Origin of the sequence: Hymenobacter siberiensis (genome assembly GCF_018967845.1) — a bacterium.
In the GTDB taxonomy this organism is placed as follows: Bacteria; Bacteroidota; Bacteroidia; order Cytophagales; family Hymenobacteraceae; genus Hymenobacter; species Hymenobacter siberiensis.
Genome location: NZ_JAHLZZ010000001.1, coordinates 797,950 through 817,259 on the forward strand (window position 1 = coordinate 797,950; position 19,310 = coordinate 817,259).

General features: G+C 58.9%; 11 protein-coding genes, 2 tRNA genes, 2 rRNA genes and 1 pseudogene. 9 read left to right on the forward strand and 7 right to left on the reverse strand.

The features are described 5' to 3' along the window. Window positions 1-63 precede the first annotated feature (63 nt). Both KQ661_RS03435 and KQ661_RS03440 read left to right on the forward strand, forming a co-directional pair. The gene (locus tag KQ661_RS03435; protein WP_216679371.1) at window positions 64-219 is read left to right on the forward strand and encodes a hypothetical protein; all 156 of its coding nucleotides are present in this window, start codon (window positions 64-66) and stop codon (window positions 217-219) included. A gap of 36 nt (window positions 220-255) precedes the next feature. Beyond that, a pseudogene (locus KQ661_RS03440) lies at window positions 256-997 on the forward strand (DUF5700 domain-containing putative Zn-dependent protease); the annotation flags it as partial. A gap of 138 nt (window positions 998-1,135) precedes the next feature. Here KQ661_RS03440 and truA read toward each other — a convergent pair. Beyond that, entirely contained in the window at window positions 1,136-1,903 is a 768-nt protein-coding gene (gene truA / locus KQ661_RS03445; RefSeq protein ID WP_216685655.1) for a tRNA pseudouridine(38-40) synthase TruA, read from the reverse strand. 132 nt (window positions 1,904-2,035) lie between these two features. Then, window positions 2,036-3,241: a thiolase family protein gene (locus tag KQ661_RS03450; RefSeq protein WP_216679373.1), complete on the reverse strand. Its 1,206-nt coding sequence runs from the start codon at window positions 3,239-3,241 to the stop codon at window positions 2,036-2,038. A gap of 90 nt (window positions 3,242-3,331) precedes the next feature. On the opposite strand from KQ661_RS03450, the gene KQ661_RS03455 reads away from it, so the two are divergent. Then, the gene (locus KQ661_RS03455) at window positions 3,332-3,805 is read left to right on the forward strand and encodes a DUF4293 family protein (RefSeq protein ID WP_216679374.1); all 474 of its coding nucleotides are present in this window, start codon (window positions 3,332-3,334) and stop codon (window positions 3,803-3,805) included. Between the two features lie 112 nt (window positions 3,806-3,917). Here the strand turns inward: KQ661_RS03455 and KQ661_RS03460 are convergent, their stop codons facing one another. After that, the gene (locus tag KQ661_RS03460; protein ID WP_216685656.1) at window positions 3,918-4,943 is read right to left on the reverse strand and encodes a DUF4476 domain-containing protein; all 1,026 of its coding nucleotides are present in this window, start codon (window positions 4,941-4,943) and stop codon (window positions 3,918-3,920) included. A gap of 176 nt (window positions 4,944-5,119) precedes the next feature. Here KQ661_RS03460 and KQ661_RS03465 point away from each other — a divergent pair, with 176 nt between their 5' ends. Beyond that, a complete protein-coding gene (locus KQ661_RS03465; protein ID WP_216685657.1) occupies window positions 5,120-6,580 on the forward strand; it encodes an IS4 family transposase in 1,461 nt (486 codons plus the stop codon). A 105-nt stretch (window positions 6,581-6,685) separates the two neighbouring features. Here KQ661_RS03465 and KQ661_RS03470 read toward each other — a convergent pair whose 3' ends face one another. The 4 genes from KQ661_RS03470 to KQ661_RS03485 all read right to left on the reverse strand — a co-directional run bounded on the left by KQ661_RS03470 (window position 6,686) and on the right by KQ661_RS03485 (window position 11,822). Further along, on the reverse strand, window positions 6,686-8,533 hold the full coding sequence (locus KQ661_RS03470) for an OmpA family protein (protein ID WP_235726917.1): 1,848 nt from the start codon (window positions 8,531-8,533) through the stop codon (window positions 6,686-6,688). Between the two features lie 164 nt (window positions 8,534-8,697). Further along, complete coding sequence (locus KQ661_RS03475) at window positions 8,698-9,228, reverse strand: hypothetical protein (protein WP_216685659.1); 531 nt, start codon at window positions 9,226-9,228, stop codon at window positions 8,698-8,700. Between the two features lie 146 nt (window positions 9,229-9,374). After that, window positions 9,375-10,226, reverse strand: a complete 852-nt coding sequence (locus KQ661_RS03480) for a (Fe-S)-binding protein (protein ID WP_216690803.1) — start codon at window positions 10,224-10,226, stop codon at window positions 9,375-9,377. Between the two features lie 192 nt (window positions 10,227-10,418). Continuing rightward, window positions 10,419-11,822 (reverse strand): (Fe-S)-binding protein, encoded by a 1,404-nt coding sequence (locus KQ661_RS03485; RefSeq protein ID WP_216679378.1) that lies wholly within the window; start codon window positions 11,820-11,822, stop codon window positions 10,419-10,421. A 172-nt stretch (window positions 11,823-11,994) separates the two neighbouring features. Here KQ661_RS03485 and KQ661_RS03490 point away from each other — a divergent pair. From KQ661_RS03490 to KQ661_RS03510, 5 genes are all read left to right on the forward strand, one after another. Beyond that, a tRNA-Phe gene (locus KQ661_RS03490) sits at window positions 11,995-12,067 on the forward strand. 1,112 nt (window positions 12,068-13,179) lie between these two features. After that, window positions 13,180-13,479 (forward strand): hypothetical protein, encoded by a 300-nt coding sequence (locus KQ661_RS03495; protein ID WP_216685660.1) that lies wholly within the window; start codon window positions 13,180-13,182, stop codon window positions 13,477-13,479. Between the two features lie 982 nt (window positions 13,480-14,461). Further along, window positions 14,462-15,977, forward strand: a 16S ribosomal RNA gene (locus KQ661_RS03500). A 99-nt stretch (window positions 15,978-16,076) separates the two neighbouring features. Continuing rightward, a tRNA-Ile gene (locus KQ661_RS03505) sits at window positions 16,077-16,150 on the forward strand. Between the two features lie 183 nt (window positions 16,151-16,333). Further along, window positions 16,334-19,253, forward strand: a 23S ribosomal RNA gene (locus KQ661_RS03510). Together the 16S and 23S rRNA genes with 1 tRNA gene alongside form the textbook arrangement of a ribosomal RNA operon. Window positions 19,254-19,310: the final 57 nt, after the last annotated feature.

Genomic DNA, 19,310 nt, shown 5'->3' on the forward strand with positions numbered 1-19,310 from the left:
GTTTGCTTTTTCGAACGGCATCCCCATCTTTAGGGCCTGCTTCACATCCTTTCCATCCTTTTTATGCTGCTGTTGCTACGCCGCATAGGCTTTTGTTTGGGCTTGCTGCTGGCTGCCTTCGCCGCCCGCGCCCAAACCATCAACACCGACGCCGTGACCCGGTACTGGGAAATAACCGACGGGCTGCGGCAAAACCGCCCCCTCACCGACCAGGCGTAGCAGGAATTCCTGGAGATTCCGGGCAATAAGATTTACGTGCGCGGCATCTACTCCGCCGCCGATTTGATGCGCTACCGCCGGGCCATCGAAGTGGTGTACATGCCGCGCTACGACTCGCTGCGCCAGGCCAAGCTGCAAGCCAAGGTGTGGTACTACCTGATGGTGAACGACTATAAGGAGCGCGAGCCCGATTGCCGCCGCTACGTGGCCAGCCTCGCCCAAAACACCTCTGCCCTCGACCTGATGTACCAGTACGCCTACCAGCAGCTGCCCCCGGCGGCCCGCAAACGGGTATCCAACCTCAATATCTACTACGAGGCCCTGGGCAATGATGCTACCTCCCAGGCAGAGGGAATATTCTACAGCCTGCGCGCCGTGCTCGATGCCAATGAGGTGAAGCGCGGCCTGATGGAAGGCCACGAAATATACCACCAGCTCCAGTCCAGCCGCGATTTCGGCCCCATTGCCCCCGACGATGAGGGGCTGCTGGAAATAATGGCCAGCATGCAGCACGAAGGCATTGCCGACCAGATTGATAAGCCCCTGAAAATGGCTCAGCCCGGTGACCCGCGCGGCATCCGCGACTGGGGGCTCACGCCGGCCCCCACGTTTATCCAGCGCCTGGATTCCGCCCTGCAATCGCGGGCGCGGGGCGGGGCATCGGCATCGGGCCGGTGGTACCGGCGGCTGTCCGACGGTTCCACCGGGGCATCTGCCGGGCTTCTTCATGTCGTCGGCCATCGTGCGCAACGGCTACGGCAAGCAGCTGATTGCGCAGTCCGACGCCCCCTTCGCCTTCGTGTACTTCTACCAGAAAGCGGCGAAGAAGGATAAAACCCCGCTGCCGCGCTTCTCTGAAGCCGCCATGCGCTACCTCAAAGTGCTGGACCGCAAGTACCCCCGGCCCTGGCTACGGCTACGCGCTGATTTCCGCCGCCGGCACCACACCGTCCTCATACTCCACCCGGCTCAGGAAAAGTCCTTTGGCTGGCGCGGCGCTGCCGGCATCTACCCGCTTCTGCGCCCACAGCAGCTCCTGAAACTGGCGCGGCGTGAGCTTGCCCCGGCCCACGTCGAGCAGGGTGCCCACCACCAGCCGCACCATGCCCCGCACAAAGCGGTTGGCCCGAATGCGGAACACCCAGCCGCCGGGTGCCGGGTGCCAGCCGGCGGCCGTGCAGTAGCACACGTAGTGGTTTTCGCCGCCCTTCACTTTCGAAAAGGACGTGAAATCGAACTGCCCCACCATATAGCCGGCGGCCTCATTCATGGCGGCAATGTCTAGCGGGCGGTCCACGTACAGGGCCTGGTCGCGCCGGAAGGGGTTGGGCTGGGTCACCACGAAGTACTCGTAGTTGCGCTCCTCCGCCGAGAAGCGGGCGTGCGCATTGGCCGGCACGGGGTGCAGGCGTAGCACGCCGATGTCGGGCGGCAGGGCCCGGCGCAGGCGGTAGAGCAGCACATCGAGCGGCAGGGTTTCGGGCAGGTCGGCATCGAAGTGCGCTACTTGGTGGCTGGCGTGCACGCCCGAATCGGTGCGGCCGCTGCCCAGGCAGTAAGTGGGCCGGCGCAGTATCTGGGTCAGGCAGCGGTCAATTTCGGCCTGCACGGTGGGCATGCCGGGCTGAATCTGCCAGCCGCAGTAGGAAGTGCCGTCGTAGGCAAGGTGCAGGAAATAGCGCATGATGCGCAAAAGTACGGCTGCGCAAAAGAGTAGGGGCGGAGCTTGTCCCCGCCCGCCGTGTACGCCGTTCTAAAAACGGTCGTGCAATAACGGGCGGGGACAAGCCCCGCCCCTATAAGGGTTTCTACAGCGTTACAGCTTCTCGTAAATCACGGCGGCGCCCTGGCCTACGCCCACGCACATCACGGCCAGGCCGTAGCGCATGCCTTCGCCGCGGCGGTGCATTTCGTGCAGCAGCGTGGCCGTGATGCGTGCGCCCGAGCTGCCCAGCGGGTGGCCCATGGCAATGCTGCCGCCATTCACGTTCACCTTGGCCATGTCCATGCCCAATTCGCGCACGCAGGCAATGCTCTGGGCGGCAAAGGCTTCGTTGAGCTCAATCAGGTCGATGTCGGCCAGCGTGAGGCCGGCGCGCTGCAACACCTTCTGGGTCGCCGGAATCGGCCCGAGGCCCATCACCGAAGGGTCTACGCCGGCCACGGCCGAGGCTACCACCCGCGCCAGGGGCTTCAGGTTATATTTTTTCAGCGCGTCGTCGCTCACCATGAGCACGGCCGCCGCGCCGTCGTTGATGCCGGCCGAATTGCCGGCCGTCACGGTGCCGCCCTCGGGCTGGAAGGCGGGCTTGAGGGTGGCCAGCTTTTCGAGGGGCGAGAAGCGCGGCTGCTCATCGGCATCAAAAAGAGCCGTATCGCCCTTCGGACGCGGAATAAACACCGGCACAATCTCCTTGCGGAACCGGCCTTTCTCCAGGGCGCGGGCATACTTGCGCTGGCTCTCGAAGGCGAAGAAATCCTGCTCCTCGCGGGTCACGTTGTACTGCTTGGCCACGTTCTCGGCCGTCTGGCCCATGGCAAAGGGGTAGTGCAGCTGCGTGAGGCGGGGGTTGATGAAGCGCCAGCCCAACGTGGTGTCGTGGGCCGTGAGCTCGCGTCCGAACGCCGATTCCGACTTGGCCATCACAAACGGGGCGCGGGTCATGCTCTCAGCCCCGCCGGCCAAGTACACGTCGCCCTCGCCGCACTTAATGGCGCGGGCCGCGTCCATAATGCTCTGCAGGCCCGAGGCGCACAGGCGGTTCACGGTATTGCCGGGCACCGTAACGGGCAGGCCGGCCAGCAGCGCGGCCATGCGGGCCACGTTGCGGTTGTCCTCCCCGGCTTGGTTGGCGGCGCCGATGATGACGTCCTCAATGGCGGCCTTATCAACGGTTGGGTTGCGGCGCATGAGCTCGCGGAGCACATGGGCGGCCAGGTCGTCGGGGCGAACGCTGCTGAGCGCACCCCCAAATTTTCCAATCGGGGTACGCACCGCGTCCACGATATAAGCAGTTGGCATTCGTAAGGTAATAATGGCGGCGCAAGCGCCGAATGGAATTAAATTTGCGGCCCGGGCACTGGTTCGGACCTGTTCAACACTACAACAAAGATGATACAAAGAATCCAAAGCGTGTTTTTGCTCTTGCTGGCCCTGGCCATGCTCAGCCTGCTGGCGCTGCCCCTGTGGCACAAAGTCGACGGCCTCACTCATCAGGAATTAACCCTCACGGCCTTTGGGTTCGATGCCCAGGGCCTTACCGTACCAGCCGGTATCGGCCCGGTCTGGCTTATTGGCACCCTGGCTGCTGCCTCGGCCGCGCTGGCGTTCTATGAGATTTTCCAGTTCCGCACCCGCATGCGCCAGCTCATGCTGGGCTCCATCAACCTGCTGCTCATCACCGCCACCCTCGGCGCCGAGTTCTACTTCCAGACCAAGGGCGAGCAGCTACTCAACATCAAGCTCGAAGGCCAGGTGCTGCTCGCTTTCTACCTGCCCACGCTGGCCCTGCTGCTCAACCTGCTGGCCAACCGCTTCATTCGCCGCGACGAGCAGCTGGTGCGCAGCGCCGACCGCCTGCGCTAAGCAGCTGTGCCGCTCGGTACGCGGAAAATCGGAATGAAAAAGGGCCGCTGTCGTGATGACAGCGGCCCTTTTGTGTGTAACTGCAGACAGCCCGCGCCGTTGGAAACGGCTCCTAGCGTTGCGAAGTATTATTCACGGCCTGCTCTACCGCCTTGGCACCGCTTTCCGTTTCAAAGGCATCATATACGCGGTTGAAATTCTGGGGGTCGCTGATGTGCGTGTAGGCAAACGTGGCTAAATCTATGCGGCAGGCCTCGGCGTTGATGCTGCGCAGCAGGCGGCTCAGGTCATCGCTCCGCAGGCTGCGCTGGGCCAGGCCTTCTTTGGCCGCGCTCAGCTTGCTGGCTTCGGCAATGCGCCCCTGCACGTTTTTCACCAAGGCATCCACGTCCTGCGGGGCCAGGCTGCGGTAGCTGCTCGTAGCAGTGCCGGGGTAGTTGCCGGGCGTGGGGCCGTTGTTGTAGCCGCCGTTGTTAGGCAAGTTGGGATTATTGCCGTAGCCGCCGTTGGGGGCCGGAGTAGTGTTGTAGCCGCCGTTGCTGGGCGCGTTGGGATTATTGCCGTAGCCGCCGTTGGGGGCCGGAGTGGTGTTGTAGCTGTCGCCATCGTTGTAGTCGTCGTACGGTTCGTTGCTGCCGTAGCCCTGGCCGTAGGGCGCGGGGCTGTTGTAGTGCCCACCACCGCCACTGTAGTAGCCGTTGCCGCCATAGCCGGGCGCGTATAGCGCTACGGCATTTACCTGCTGCAGATATAGCGGCCGGCCCGGCCGCGTCACCAGCACAAACGTGGTTTCGAGGCCGGGCTCCAGCCACACGCGGCTGCGGAAGCGCACGGCCCCGCCATACGCCGTGGGCACGCTGAAATCGGCCCAGTGCTGGCCGGGCATCAGTTGGTCGACGTGCACCTGCCGGGCCAGGCCCCGCGTGAGGGGCCGCCCATCAAGCACCAACCCAAACGGTACCCCGCGCTCCGACGAAAAGTTGACATTTGCCGGTACGGGCGGGTAAGCCAGCGCGGGAGATACGGCGGCAAATAAGCTCGCCAGTGCCAGAAGTAGCGCCTTTTTCATTGCAGTAAAGGAGAAGGTTTCGGCCGGAAACTCCGGCCGCTGCTCATCTATTTCCAAAACCTGTGCCACGTTTCGGTAAGGCGGTGGGTATTGTAGGGTGCGGGAGCTAGCCCCGCGCCCTACCCATTTCGTGGCGCAGCAAAAAGCCCCCGCAGCGTTGGCTACCTTGTCCTTACCCAAAACTTTTGCAAAGCGCCGGCCGGTAAGCCGGCGCTTTTTTTGCGCTTAGCGGGTAGCTTGCGCGCATGAGTATTTCGACGGACTTTGGGAACGCACCGCAGTGGGCACACACGCACTTTAGTGGGGTAGGACTGGGCGACGTGCGCCGCAACCGACGCGTGGTGACGCTGGCGGCCGGCTGGGCGCGGGAGCCGGGAGCGACGATTCCGTGCCTGAGCCAGGGGCAGGCCTACGCCGGCAAAGCCGCCTACCAGTTGCTGGGCCACGCGCAGACGACCCCGGACGCGCTGCAAGCCCCTCACCGCCAACACGTGGGCCAGCAACTGCAGGCGCCCGGCACCTACCTGCTGGTCGAAGATACGACCGAGCTGAGCTGGCCCGAAGCGGCCGAGCGCCGGGCGGGCCTCGGGCCGGTGGGGCCGGGCAAAGCCTATAGCCAGGGCGTGCTGCTGCACTCGCTGGTGGCCGCCGCCTGGCCCGCCACCGACCCCGACCCGGCGGCCAAACGGCTGGCCCTGCCGCTGCTGGGCCTGCTCGACCAGCAGTTTCACGTGCGCCAACCCGTGCCCGACGCCGAGAAGGCCCACCCCCACGGCGGCTCCCGCCCCCGCCAGGGGCGGCCCCGCGAGTCAGCCCTGTGGGCCCAGAGCCTGCGGGCCGTCGGGTGCCCACCGGCCGGTACGCGCTGGGTGGTGGTGGCCGACCGCGGGGCCGACATCTACGAGCACTTGCAGCAGTGCCAGGCCCAGGGGCTGGGCTTCGTGGTGCGGGCCGCCCAAAACCGGGCCCTGGTGGCCGGGGCGGACAAAACGGCCGCCGGCCGCCTCTTCGAGCAGGCGCGGGCGCAGCGCAGCGCCGGCACGTTTTCCCTGGCCCTGCGCGGGCGGCCCCGCCAGCCGGCACGTGCGGTGGTGTTGCAGGTAAGTTTCAGCCCGGCCCTGGCCCTGCGGGCCCCGCAGCGGCCGGGCGGGGCCACGGGAAAGGGAGCGCCCGTGCCCGTCGGCCTGGTGCGGGTCTGGGAAGAACAGGGGCCGGATGCCCCGGGACCCGGCCTGGAGTGGCTGCTGCTCTGCGACCAGCCCGTCACCGACTTCGCCCAGGCCCTGGTGTGCGCCCGGCAGTACGCCAGCCGCTGGCTCATTGAGGACTTTCACAAGGCCCTGAAAACGGGGCTGGGAGCCGAAAAGCTGCAGCTGCAAACGGCGGCCCGCCTCTTCGCCGCCGTGGCCCTGCTGAGCGTAGTGGCCCTGGCCCTGGTGGATTTACGCGAGAAAAGCCGGCTCGAACCGGACTTGCCGGCCCAGGCGGCCGGCCTGACGGCCACCGAGTTGCGGGTGCTGCGCCACCAAAGCCGCCGCCCCCTGGACACGGTGCGCGCCGTCTACCTGGCCTTGGCCGCGCTGGGTGGGCACCTGGGCCGCAAAGGGGACGGCCCACCCGGTTGGCAAACCCTCTGGCTCGGCCGCCGGAGCCTGCGCCTGCTCGTGGAGGGCGTGAACATGGCGGCGCAACTACTTGACGAATAACAGACAAAAAAGCGCCGACCTGTCGGCCGGCGCTTTTTGAGTTTTGGGTAAGGACAAGGCAGCGTTGGCTACGAGGGCTTCTCAAATCAAAATTAACTACTCAGGCTACTTCGCTATCCGAGTCACTTTGAACTCGGTGCGGCGGTTGCGCTGGTACTCTTCTTCCGTCGTCGGCTTCAGCACAAGGGGGCGGGTTTCGCCGTAGCCCTTGGCCGTGATGCGGGCCTTATCGATGCCCTTGCTCACGATGTAGTCAACGGCGGCCTGGGCGCGCTGCTGCGAAAGCTTCATGTTATAAGCGTCCTTGCCGCGCTGGTCGGTGTGCGAGCTCAACTCGATGGAAATTTTGGGGTTATCCATCAAGGTCTGCACCAGCGTATCGAGGCGGATGGCAGCATCCGGCCGGATGTCGTACTTGTTGTAGTCGTAGAGAATATCTTTGACTTCAATAGCCTTGGCCAGAATGATTTTGTTCAGCGTCAGGGTCACCGGCAGCTGAATGTCGTTGGTCAGGTTGGGCAGGGCATCCTGGCTGAGCTTGCGGCCCACGGTGCTCAGGGCCGTGCGGGCCGAGAAGTCGCCGGCGCGCTCAGCCAGCATGTTGTAGCTGGTCACGGAGTCCAGCTTCAGGTTGAATTTGCCGTCCGGGCCGCTCACGGCGCTCAGGCGCTGGCCGTTGGAGCTGGTCACCGTCACAGTAGCACCGGCCAGGGGCAGCGTGGTTTTGGCTTTGTCGTCGCGCTCCAGCACGGTACCGTCGGCGTAGAAGGTCACCAGCTTGAGGGCCTTCTTCTTGAACATGTACTCGTCATCCGAACCCTTGCCACCGGCGCGGTTCGAGCTGAACAGGCCCATGTCGCCGGCCATTGGTACCGGGGCGAAATCATCGGCGGTGCTGTTCACATCGGCCCCCAGGTTCACGGGCTGGCCGTTTTTCACCATAAAGAGGTCGAGCTTGCCCAGGCCGGGGCGTCCGTCCGAAGCGAAGTACAGCGTACCATCCGGGGCCACGCCGGGGAAGTTGTCGTTGCCGGCCGTGTTAATTGTTTCGCCAAGGTTCTCCGCCGGCGAGAAGCGGCCGTTCGGGCCCAGGGTGGCTTTGTAGAGGTCGTTGCCGCCCTGCCCGCCCTTGCGGCCCGAGGCGAAGTACAGCGTGGTACCGTCCGGCCCGAAAGCCGGGGCAAAGTCATCGGCCGTCCGGTCGTTGATGTTGGCCAGCACCGGCTCGCTCCAGGCCCCGGCCTTGAGGTAGGAAATCCACAGGTCAACGCTCAGGTAGCCTTTCTTGCTACCGTCGTTCGAGCGGGCAAACACCATCGTCTTGCCATCTGGGGTGTAGGTGGCGCTGGCTTCGTGCTTGTTCTCGGTGTTGAAAGGACCTTCGAGCTTGCGCACCGTGCCGCCGGTCATGGCCGCCGCGTTATCAAATTTGATGGCATAGAGGTCGTTAAAGTTCTCACCGTTACCGAGGTATTTCTTGCCATCGCGGCCGGAAGCAAACACGAAGTCGCCGGTACCGGCCATCATCGTGCCGCCAAAGTCGGAGCCGGCCGAGTTCAGCGCGTCCACGGGCATCACCTCATACTTGTTTTTAATAGCGGCCACGGCCTTGCTGGCGGCGGCGTTCTTGCTTTCCGTTTCGGCGCGGGCGGCCAGGGTGCGGTTGCCGCCGTTGCTGCCGTAGCTCGCAAACTGCGCCGCGGCCTCGTCGTATTTGCCGTTAGCTTTCAGCGCTTCAGCGTAGCGGAAGCCAGCGTCGGCGTTCTTTACTCCGCCATCGATAGCAGCTTTGTAGAAAGGCTCGCTTTCCTCAACCCGGTTCGAGAGGCGATAAGCCTCGCCGATGCGGAAGTTGGAAATGGCGGCACCCTTACCTTTGGCCACATCGGCCTTATACAAGGGAATAGCCAGTTCATACTGGCCGCGGGCGAACTGCTTGTCACCCTTGCTCATACCACCGGTAGTGGCACAGCCGCTCAAAAGCGCGACGGAGCCAGCCGCGGTGCAGACGAATAATAGTTTCCTCATAGGTGAAGTGGGGTGGTGGTGTGGGGAGGGTGAGGGGAGGGAGGAATCAGGAATATTCCCGATTAGATATTTTTGGGTTAGCAATAATACTACGTTTGAAAAGGATTCACGTAAGCAGTCCGTTTTTTTTCTTCCTGCCCAAAGTAGCGGGCCAGCCAGGTTTCGCTGGCTGGACGGGGCCAGTGGGTATCCAATTCACCCTTAGTCCCTAGCGTATTATCAAAATAAAACGTGTCCGGCCCTACTGTCCCAGCCGCCACGGCCTCCTTCAATTCCCCGCGCTTCAGCAGCTGCACCGTGCCGGCCTGCAAAAAAGCCATCCGGGATTTTTCCAGCAGCTCCACGCCCAGGTACTGCTCAAGCTGGGCCACAAAGCGCACCGAAGCGTCGATGGAACAGCCGCTTGCGCCGGCCACGCCTTCATCCAGCCCAATCACCAGAAACTGCTGGTGCAGGAATTCGCCCGAGGCCAGCAGGGTGCGGCCGTGGCTGGTCCATTCTTCGGCGAAACGGGCTAGGCCAGGCATCATGCCCACAATCTCCGTCCCGCTGAGCGGGCGGCTGGCCTGGTAAATCCATACCCGGGCTTCGGGCGGAAGCTGGTCGAACGCAACATACATAGAAGGTCGGTTTTAAGGCAGTGAGCATGACCAGGCTGCTCCCCGAAGGTGGGCAGCCCAGTCTTTCAAAGGTATGGGGGTAAACGAAGGCAAGCGTATTTTCTTGCCCTCGCTTACCCCCGAAACCGAATGTGCACCCGTAAAATTTAGGCGTTGATGCCTTCAGCCGAAGCTACCAGCTCGGCTAGGTCGAACACCTGCACCTTGCTTTCCTGCTCCTTGTTCTTCACGCCGTCGCTCATCATGGTCATGCAGAAGGGGCACGATACGGCAATGATGCTACCCTGCAAATCATGCGGGCCGGGGGCGCTGGTTTCGGTTTCCACGCCGCCGAGGTTGGCCAGTGCCTCGGCCTTGCCGCTGAGGGTGGCCAGGGCTTCCTCGGTGCGCTCGATGTTGATTTCCTTTTTGCCGGGCTCAGCTTCTTTCCACATCTGGGCGCCGCCCGCGCCGCAGCACAGGCCGTTGGCGCGGCTGCGCTTCATCTCCACCAAGTCGGCGTCGAGGGCGGCCAGCACGTCGCGCGGGGCTTCGTAAATGTTGTTGGCTCGGCCCAGGTAGCAGCTGTCGTGGAAAGTAATGCGGCGGCCCTTGAAGCTCTCACCCCCGGTCACGCCCACCTTGCCTTCGTTGATGAGCTGCTGCAGGTAGGTGCTATGATGAATAACCTCGTAGTCGCCGCCCAGCGCCGGGTACTCGTTCTTAATGGTGTTGAAGCAATGCGGGCAGGCCGTCACGATTTTCTTAATGCCGTAGCCGTTCAGCGTTGTGATGTTCTGCATAGCCTGCATCTGAAACAGGAATTCATTGCCGGCCCGCTTGGCGGGGTCGCCGGTGCAGCTTTCTTCCAGGCCCAGCACGGCGTACTTGGTGCCCACATGCTCCAGAATGCGCACGAAGGCGCGGGTCACACGCTTGTACCGGTCATCAAACGCGCCGGCGCAGCCCACCCAGAACAGGATTTCGGGCGACTCATTGCGGGCCGCCAAATCGGCCATAACGGGAACATTGATTTGCTTTTTGGTTGGTGCTTCAGGAGTCATAGTAGGGAATGCTTGAAGAAGAACGTCATGCTGAGCGAAGCCGAAGCATCTCGCGTGCAGTGGTAATCAATGACGTAACAACAATAGGATTAGTAGTGGCACGCGAGATGCTTCGGCTTCGCTCAGTATGACCGCCTTTTGAGTAATCTAAGCTACCGCAGTAGCGCCTGCCTTCTCCGCCGCAAACAAATCATCGGCCCAATTAAACCGGTCCGAAGGCGAGAAAGCCCACGGCGCACCGTTGTTCTCAATATTAGAGAACATCACGTTCAGCGAGTTAGGTGCGGCCGATTCCTCCAGCACCAGGAAGCGGCGCATTTCAATAATGCTGTCGAGCGGGTTGATGTTCACGGGGCAGCTTTCCACGCAGGCGTTGCAGGTAGTACAGGCCCATAGCTCCTCCGGTGTCACCTTGCCGCGCAGCAGGGTGGCTTCCATCAGGTCGGTCACGGGCTCGTGCTTGGCTTCGGCCCCGTACACGTTGGGGCGGAAGATGAGGGGCGAGTTATACTTTTCCTCCATCCGGTCGCGCGTGTCCATAATGATTTTACGCGGCGAGAGCAGCTTCCCCGTCAGGTTGGCGGGGCATACCGAAGTGCAGCGGCCGCACTCGGTGCAGGAGTAGGCGTTCAGCAGGTTCGTCCAGGGCAGGTCTTCCACGTCTTTGGCACCGAAGGGCGCGGGCGGCAGCGGCGAGCCATCGGGCGCGGTAGGAGCGGGCGGCACCACAAAGCTAGGGTCCATCATGGCCTTCACCTCGTTGGTGATGCTCTCCACGTTCGAAAATTGCCCCTGCGGCACCAGCCGCGAGTACCACACGTTCGGAAATGCCAGGATGATGTGGAAGTGCTTGGAACTGGGTAGGTAGTTGAGGAACAGCAGGATGCCGGTGATGTGAATCCACCAGCCCAGGCGCTCCAGTACGTGCAGCGTGCCTTCGTTGGTGGGCAGCAGGCCCACCAGCAGGTTGCTCACGGGGAAAGTGCCGGGCAGGTCTTCGCCGCGCATGGCGTGCAGCTTCAGGTCGGCGGTGTTCATAAAGAACAGGGCCAGCATCAGCGCCACCTCAACATACAGGATGATATTGGCGTCCATCTTAGGCCACAGCCGCAGCTCCGGCCCCGTGAAGCGCTTGAGGGGCGGGTTGCTATTGCGGCGCCACCAGAATGCGGCCACGGCCACAATCACCAGCGCCGCCAGGATTTCATTGGTCGCCATCAGCAAATCATACACCGGTCCGAGGAATTTCAGTGCCCGATGAAAGCCGAAAATGTTGCCAAATAGGCCATCAATGACAATCTCAATCACCTCAATATTGATGACCAGAAAGCCCACGTACACCACCAGGTGCAGCAAAGCCGGCGTCATGCGCTTAAACATTTTCTGCTGACCAAAGGCCACCAGTATGGTTTTCTGAAACCGCTCAGCCGCGTTGCCACTCACGTCGCGCTCGCGCCCAACCAGAATGTTGGCCCGTATTTTCCGGACCTGCCACGCGAAAAAGCCAAAAGCCGCTACCAGGAGCAGTAGAAAGAGGATGGATTGCAACATGCAGTAAAGGTAAGCAAGTGGAAACGTTTGGGGACGCAATATACTCGGCATGCCTACTACTTTTCAAAAACTGTACACTTATTCACACTTTTTTTGCTCAGGTTCTTGCGTCATTGCATTGCATTCGTACCTTTGCGGTCCCCTAAGCAACCTAAAGACGCTGCGGGGAGACGGCAACATAGCTCAGTTGGTAGAGCACAGCACTGAAAATGCTGGTGTCGTTGGTTCGATTCCAACTGTTGCCACAGAAAAACCCCTTCACAGCTTGTGAAGGGGTTTTTTGTTTATGTCTTAAACGGAACCCAGTACAGCACAGGCTGACCGGTTCTGGGGCCTGCTCAGCAATGATTGAAAATGCCGGCGTTCCCGCAACAGAAACGATGCTTATCACGAAGTGAAGAGCGGAACTATAATTCTCGCTTTGAAAGTCGGAAATCCCAGCCTTTGTCACCTCACGCCTGTCAACCCGCGGGTTCTGTCCAGTGCCGGTAGCCTACGGGCCCAAGCACTACCGCATCCTTGGTATTAGCAAGCGGGATAGCAGGTTTGGACTTGATGGCGGTGCAATGGCCATGCAAAGCAGCAATGTTTACATAGCCTGCATCTTTGGTAGAACCCCGGCCAACTTCATCGGTGAAAAAAGTGCTTCAGCCACCTCTATCGTATTACCGCTCTCCAGTCGGTCCCGCGCATTCAGGAATACACTAATAGGATGTGATGGGTCCTCCGTGCAGTTTACAGTTCTTGCTCCCATCGCTACTACTATAGAGTAGTGTCACTAAGGCCGCGTTCCCAGGCAAAGGGGGGGGGCTGGCTAGCGGCTCATTATAGTATAGGATGCTTAGCATCCGCTCAGGTCACCGTAATACCCCCTTCACTGCAGAATACCCGACCCGCACAGGTATGCCTGGTGGGAAGCAACCCAGCCCAACTTCGGGCCGCTGCGGCCCCCGCCCCCGCGCCTTCCATCGGAATACGGAGCCCACTACCGCCACACTTTCGGTTACGCACAGCACTATCCTGTCGCTGCCCCCTTCCCCGGTGGCTCTACGCGGTAGCCCCCCACGGTAGCCTCCAACAGCAGTTAGTATCAATGATTGGTTACCGTGCCCCGGTAGCATCTCATATCTTGCCGTCGGCAATGCCTTTGTTACCTCTTACTATATGGAGCACTGCTGCCACTTCCCCCGCTATCACCATTACCCAGCCGGGTAACTATTGCGCGCCGGTACCTGCTCCAGGCAACTGTACCAGTCAATCTCATCGAACCGGGCATGCGAAGCAGCCAATGCCCCTTCTCCCTGAAGGCCGATGCTACGATTTGCGATGTAGCCCCTTATTGCTGCGTATCTCTGCCGTGGCCGCTCTCGGAACCACCTACCGCTGGTCAAACGGGTCAACCGCTGCCATGCTATTGGTGCAGGCCAAGGGCCTGTATGGGCTGGCGCGTAGCTTGGCCGGCGGTATACGGTCGGCTAGTCGGCATATATCATCAAGCAGCTACCGCCTCATCCCCAGCATCGTGCCCCCCGATGGCGACGGCCTCAACAAGCAACTCCCGCCAGCCGGCTTGGCAGGAAACCAATTCCTCGATGACTACAACCGTGAAGACATCACTTCTACACTGCTAGGCAATACCGTAGTGTATGGGGCATGATGTCACTGCTAGGTACTTACTCCCCCTAATGCGCCAAGCCTCCATTCAACAGTTGCTTCGCGGCTGGGTTGAAGTGGTGCGGTAGCAAGGAGTACGTTAAGAAAGGCAGGGAAAAGCCATTGCTCGACCTTCCGCTGGGGCTTCCCCAATCTGAATACGAGCATCTCAGCCGGCGCTGCTCGTATTCAGGTCAACACCACAGCCGTCCTGCCAGCGATTACTCCGTCCAGATTCGCATAAAAAGCGAAACTACCGAACCCCATATGCCTATCTGCTGGCAATCCATTTCACCCCTAAATATACCGTCAGCATACATACAAGGCGCTTTTGCACGAATCACTAGCTGTTGCCATCCCTTTTTAACCAGCAAAAAGCTGCCATAATCTCAACTATTTCGGCGCCTCGCCTTGCTTATTCAAGAATCTCGCGTACTTTTGCACTCCCAAATCGAACGGAGGCGGGCAGAAAAGCAAGCGAAAAAGAAATTTGTCGCCGGTCTTGGTTCTTGAAAAAACCCCCTTACCTTTGCACCCCGCCACGAATCGAACGGATTCACGGCTTTGAAGCCAGTCTTTTTATTGCAACGAAAGTTGAAAAATAAAGTTGGAAATCAAAAAAGTTTCTTACCTTTGCACCCCGAATCGCACTAACCGAGTGCCACTCGCCGCAAAGCAAGCGAAAAGGAAAAATAAAAACTTTTCATCTTTTGCTTGTCAGTTAAAAACTTCCTCTTACCTTTGCACTCCCAATCGCAGGAAAGGGAATTGAGAGAAAGAAAAACAGGCAGTTTACACCGCCACACTATCACGCCAACTGGGCTGATACACGTTCTTTGAATGTTTGGAAAAGACAAATAGTAAGGGCTTTTTGCAGCGATGCAGGGAGCAGCAATTACAAGCGTAACACGAATACATGAACTCGTTAATACGAGTCGGATTAGCACTCGACATCAGCCAGTTTTCGAACTGGTGTAGAACATTTTACAATGGAGAGTTTGATCTTGGCTCAGGATGAACGCTAGCGGCAGGCCTAATACATGCAAGTCGAACGGTCTTTAGCAATAGAGATAGTGGCGCACGGGTGCGTAACGCGTAACCAACCTACCTGAATCTGGGGGATAGCCCGCCGAAAGGCGGATTAATACCGCATAAAACTGCAGCTTGGCATCAAGTAACAGTTAAAGATTTATTGGATTCAGATGGGGTTGCGTGCCATTAGCTAGTTGGCGAGGTAACGGCTCACCAAGGCGACGATGGCTAGGGGAGCTGAGAGGCTGGTCCCCCACACGGGCACTGAGATACGGGCCCGACTCCTACGGGAGGCAGCAGTAGGGAATATTGGGCAATGGACGAGAGTCTGACCCAGCCATGCCGCGTGCAGGATGAAGGCTTTCTGAGTCGTAAACTGCTTTTATCAGGGAAGAAAAAAGGGGATGCGTCCTCTACTGACGGTACCTGATGAATAAGCACCGGCTAACTCCGTGCCAGCAGCCGCGGTAATACGGAGGGTGCAAGCGTTGTCCGGATTTATTGGGTTTAAAGGGTGCGTAGGCGGTTCTTTAAGTCCGGGGTGAAAGCCCACTGCTCAACAGTGGAACTGCCCTGGAAACTGGAGGACTTGAGTACAGACGAGGGTGGCGGAATGGATACTGTAGCGGTGAAATGCATAGATAGTATCCAGAACACCGATTGCGAAGGCAGCTGCCTAGACTGTAACTGACGCTGAGGCACGAAAGCGTGGGGAGCGAACAGGATTAGATACCCTGGTAGTCCACGCCGTAAACGATGGATACTCGCTGGTGGCGATAGATGGTCACTGGCTTAGCGAAAGCGTTAAGTATCCCACCTGGGGAGTACGCTCGCAAGAGTGAAACTCAAAAGAATTGACGGGGGCCCGCACAAGTGGTGGAGCATGTGGTTTAATTCGATGATACGCGAGGAACCTTACCTAGGCTAGAATGCGCGTGACCGGCTCAGAGATGAGCCTTTCCTTCGGGACACAAAGCAAGGTGCTGCATGGCCGTCGTCAGCTCGTGCCGTGAGGTGTTGGGTTAAGTCCCGCAACGAGCGCAACCCCTATGTTTAGTTGCCAGCATGTAATGATGGGGACTCTAGACAGACTGCCTGCGCAAGCAGTGAGGAAGGCGGGGACGACGTCAGGTCATCATGGCCCTTACGCCTAGGGCTACACACGTGCTACAATGGACGGTACAGCGGGTTGCCAACCAGCGATGGTGCGCCAATCCCGAAAAGCCGTTCTCAGTTCGGATCGGAGTCTGCAACTCGACTCCGTGAAGCTGGAATCACTAGTAATCGCGTATCAGCAATGACGCGGTGAATACGTTCCCGGGCCTTGTACACACCGCCCGTCAAGCCATGGAAGTTTGGTAGACCTGAAGCTGGTGCTCCGCAACGAAGCCAGTTAGGGTAGAACAGGTAACTAGGGCTAAGTCGTAACAAGGTAGCCGTACCGGAAGGTGCGGCTGGATCACCTCCTTTCTGGAGCAGTTCGACTCGTGAGTTCAATAAAGTGTGTTACAGTAATTACAACTTACTGATTGTCTTTTCCTTCATTCAAATAATATTAATACTGGTTTTGGGCTTGTAGCTCAGGTGGTTAGAGCGCTACACTGATAATGTAGAGGTCCCTGGTTCGAGTCCAGGCAGGCCCACTCTAACGGCTTAACCAAGTTATTAGCAATACTGGTTGTTTTCAATAGGAAAGCAACTTCGACACTACTAAATACTAGAGTAGTACACGTTCTTTGACGTAAGGGGTAACAAAAACGAAGCGTAGCGCGCTTGCTCTAGCAATAGAGAAAGCATCTTCTAGTAATAGAAGCAGCGTTTACGAAAAAGAAGTAAGAAAGAGCACACGGGGGATGCCTAGGGTCTCAGAGGCGACGAAGGACGCGATAAGCTGCGATAAGCTGGGGGTAGGGGCACATACCCGATAATCCTCAGATTTCCGAATGGGGCAACCCCTCACATGGAAGATGTGAGAGCTGACCAGCTTGACTGGCGGCGGCAAACGCAGGGAACTGAAACATCTAAGTACCTGCAGGAAAAGAAAATAACAATGATTCCCCAAGTAGTGGCGAGCGAACGGGGAGGAGCCCAAACCGGGTTGGTTACGGCCAATCCGGGGTTGTAGGACCACGACATCTGATTGAATCGAGTTAGCTGAAGCCGTTGGGAAACGGCACCATAGACGGTGAGAGTCCGGTAAGCGACAATTCTGATTCACGGTAGTGGGATCCTGAGTAGGGCGGGGCCGGAGAAACCCCGTCTGAATCGAGCGGCACCATCCGCTAAGGCTACATACTCCTGAGACACCGATAGTGAACTAGTACCGTGAGGGAAAGGTGAAAAGAACCGGGAATACCGGAGTGAAAAGAACCTGAAACCGTGTGCTTACAAGCAGTTAGAGGGATTTAGTGTCCTGATAGCGTGCCTTTTGCATAATGAGCCTACGAGTTACTCCTCCCCGGCAAGGTTAAGCGCTTTAAGGCGCGGAGCCGCAGCGAAAGCGAGTCTGAATAGGGCGTGCAGTCGGGGGGGGTAGACGCGAAACTTTGTGAGCTACCCTTGAGCAGGTTGAAGGTGCGGTAACACGCACTGGAGGACCGAACCAGTTTCCGTTGAAAAGGATTTGGATGACTTGAGGGTAGGGGTGAAAGGCCAATCAAACTGAGAAATAGCTCGTACTCCCCGAAATGTATTGAGGTACAGCGTCGTGGTTGAGGTCATTGGAGGTAGAGCTACCAATAGGACTAGGGGGTGTCAGAGCCTACCGAATCCTGATGAACTCCGAATGCCAATGGCTATACACGGCAGTGAGGCCTGGGGTGCTAAGGTCCCCGGCCGAGAGGGAAAGAACCCAGACCAACAGCTAAGGTCCCTAAATCTAGATTAAGTTGAACAAAGGAGGTCCACTTGCTTTGACAGCCAGGAGGTTGGCTTGGAAGCAGCCATTCCTTTAAAGAGTGCGTAACAGCTCACTGGTCGAGCGAGCGGGCGTCGATAATACGCGGGCATCAAATCTAGTACCGAAGCTTTGGATGTGATGTGCAAGACCATCACGTGGTAGGGGAGCATTCTCCTTGCGGTGAAGGCGTGTCGTCAGGCATGTTGGAGCGTGGAGAAAAGCATATGTAGGCATGAGTAACGATAATGCGGGTGAGAAACCCGCACGCCGATAGACTAAGGTTTCCAATTCAACGCTAATCGGAATTGGGTTAGTCGGGACCTAAGGGGAAGCCGAAAGGTGCACTCGATGGACAGCAGGTTAATATTCCTGTACTAATGGTAGCAAGTGATGCAGTGACGCAGAAGTGAAAGCACCGCGGGCGGACGGAAGTGCCCGTTGAAGGCCGTAGGTATTGGGACCGTAGTTAAGTACGCGGACCTAGCCGAAAGCTGATAGTACCGTACGACCTTCGGGTCACGCGGATAGTGTGCCTAATCGGACTGCCAAGAAAACCTGCTAAGCGTTTTAATGCTATTATTACCCGTACCGCAAACCGACACAGGTAGTCAAGGAGAGTATCCTGAGGCGCTCGAGTGAATCACGGCCAAGGAACTCGGCAAAATGGACCTGTAACTTCGGGAGAAGGGTCGCTTCCTCGTTGCAAGACGAGAAGCCGCAGTGAAAAGGCCCAGGCGACTGTTTAACAAAAACACATGACTTTGCTAACGCGCAAGCGGACGTATAAGGTCTGACACCTGCCCGGTGCCGGAAGGTTAAGAGGGGAACTTAGTCGCAAGGCGAAGGTTTGAATCGAAGCCCCGGTAAACGGCGGCCGTAACTATAACGGTCCTAAGGTAGCGAAATTCCTTGTCGGGTAAGTTCCGACCTGCACGAATGGTGTAACGATCTGGGCGCTGTCTCAGCCGTGAGCTCGGTGAAATTGTAGTCTCGGTGAAGATGCCGAGTACCCGCCACGGGACGGAAAGACCCCGTGCACCTTTACTATAGGTTGCCATTGGTGTTGGGTTCGGCATGTGTAGCATAGGCGGGAGGCGCTGAGCCGGGGACGCTAGTTCTCGGGGAGCCAACGTTGAAATACCGCCCTTGCCGTGCCTGATGCCTAATCCCGGAATACCGGGAGACAGTGGCTGCTGGGTAGTTTGACTGGGGTGGTCGCCTCCAAAAGAGTATCGGAGGCTTTCAAAGGTCCACTCAGTACGCTTGGTAACCGTACGCAGAGCGCAATAGCATAAGTGGGCTTGACTGTGAGGCCGACTAGCCGAGCAGGGTCGAAAGACGGATATAGTGATCCGGTGGTTCCGCATGGAAGGGCCATCGCTCAAAGGATAAAAGGTACGCCGGGGATAACAGGCTGATCTCCCCCAAGAGCTCATATCGACGGGGAGGTTTGGCACCTCGATGTCGGCTCGTCACGTCCTGGGGCTGGAGAAGGTCCCAAGGGTTCGGCTGTTCGCCGATTAAAGTGGCACGCGAGCTGGGTTCAGAACGTCGTGAGACAGTTCGGTCCCTATCTGTGGTGGGCGTTGGAAATTTGACAGGACCTGTCCTTAGTACGAGAGGACCGGGATGGACCAGCCGCTGGTGCGCCGGTTGTACCGCCAGGTGCAGCGCCGGGTAGCTACGCTGGGACGAGATAAGCGCTGAAAGCATCTAAGTGCGAAACTCACCTGGAGATGAGATTTCCCAATGGAAGGCCCGTCGGAGATGACGACGTTGATAGGCGGCAGGTGAAAAACTAGAAATAGAATAGCTGAGCCGTACTAAGTGGCCGAGGGCTTCTTTTCATCCGCGAGGATGGCGTCGAGCGCGCACAATACGTTTCGTTTTTGTCCCCTTATGTC

What these genes read in the sequence shown, in the direction of transcription:
- KQ661_RS03450 (WP_216679373.1), bottom strand. Translation starts at nt 3,241, where the DNA reads ATGCCAACTGCTTATATCGTGGACGCGGTGCGTACCCCGATTGGAAAA.
- KQ661_RS03485 (WP_216679378.1), bottom strand. Translation starts at nt 11,822, where the DNA reads ATGTTGCAATCCATCCTCTTTCTACTGCTCCTGGTAGCGGCTTTTGGC.
- KQ661_RS03480 (WP_216690803.1), bottom strand. Translation starts at nt 10,226, where the DNA reads ATGGCCGATTTGGCGGCCCGCAATGAGTCGCCCGAAATCCTGTTCTGG.
- KQ661_RS03470 (WP_235726917.1), bottom strand. Translation starts at nt 8,533, where the DNA reads ATGAGCAAGGGTGACAAGCAGTTCGCCCGCGGCCAGTATGAACTGGCT.
- KQ661_RS03435 (WP_216679371.1), top strand. Translation starts at nt 64, where the DNA reads ATGCTGCTGTTGCTACGCCGCATAGGCTTTTGTTTGGGCTTGCTGCTG.
- KQ661_RS03455 (WP_216679374.1), top strand. Translation starts at nt 3,332, where the DNA reads ATGATACAAAGAATCCAAAGCGTGTTTTTGCTCTTGCTGGCCCTGGCC.
- truA (WP_216685655.1), bottom strand. Translation starts at nt 1,903, where the DNA reads ATGCGCTATTTCCTGCACCTTGCCTACGACGGCACTTCCTACTGCGGC.
- KQ661_RS03475 (WP_216685659.1), bottom strand. Translation starts at nt 9,228, where the DNA reads ATGTATGTTGCGTTCGACCAGCTTCCGCCCGAAGCCCGGGTATGGATT.
- KQ661_RS03465 (WP_216685657.1), top strand. Translation starts at nt 5,120, where the DNA reads ATGAGTATTTCGACGGACTTTGGGAACGCACCGCAGTGGGCACACACG.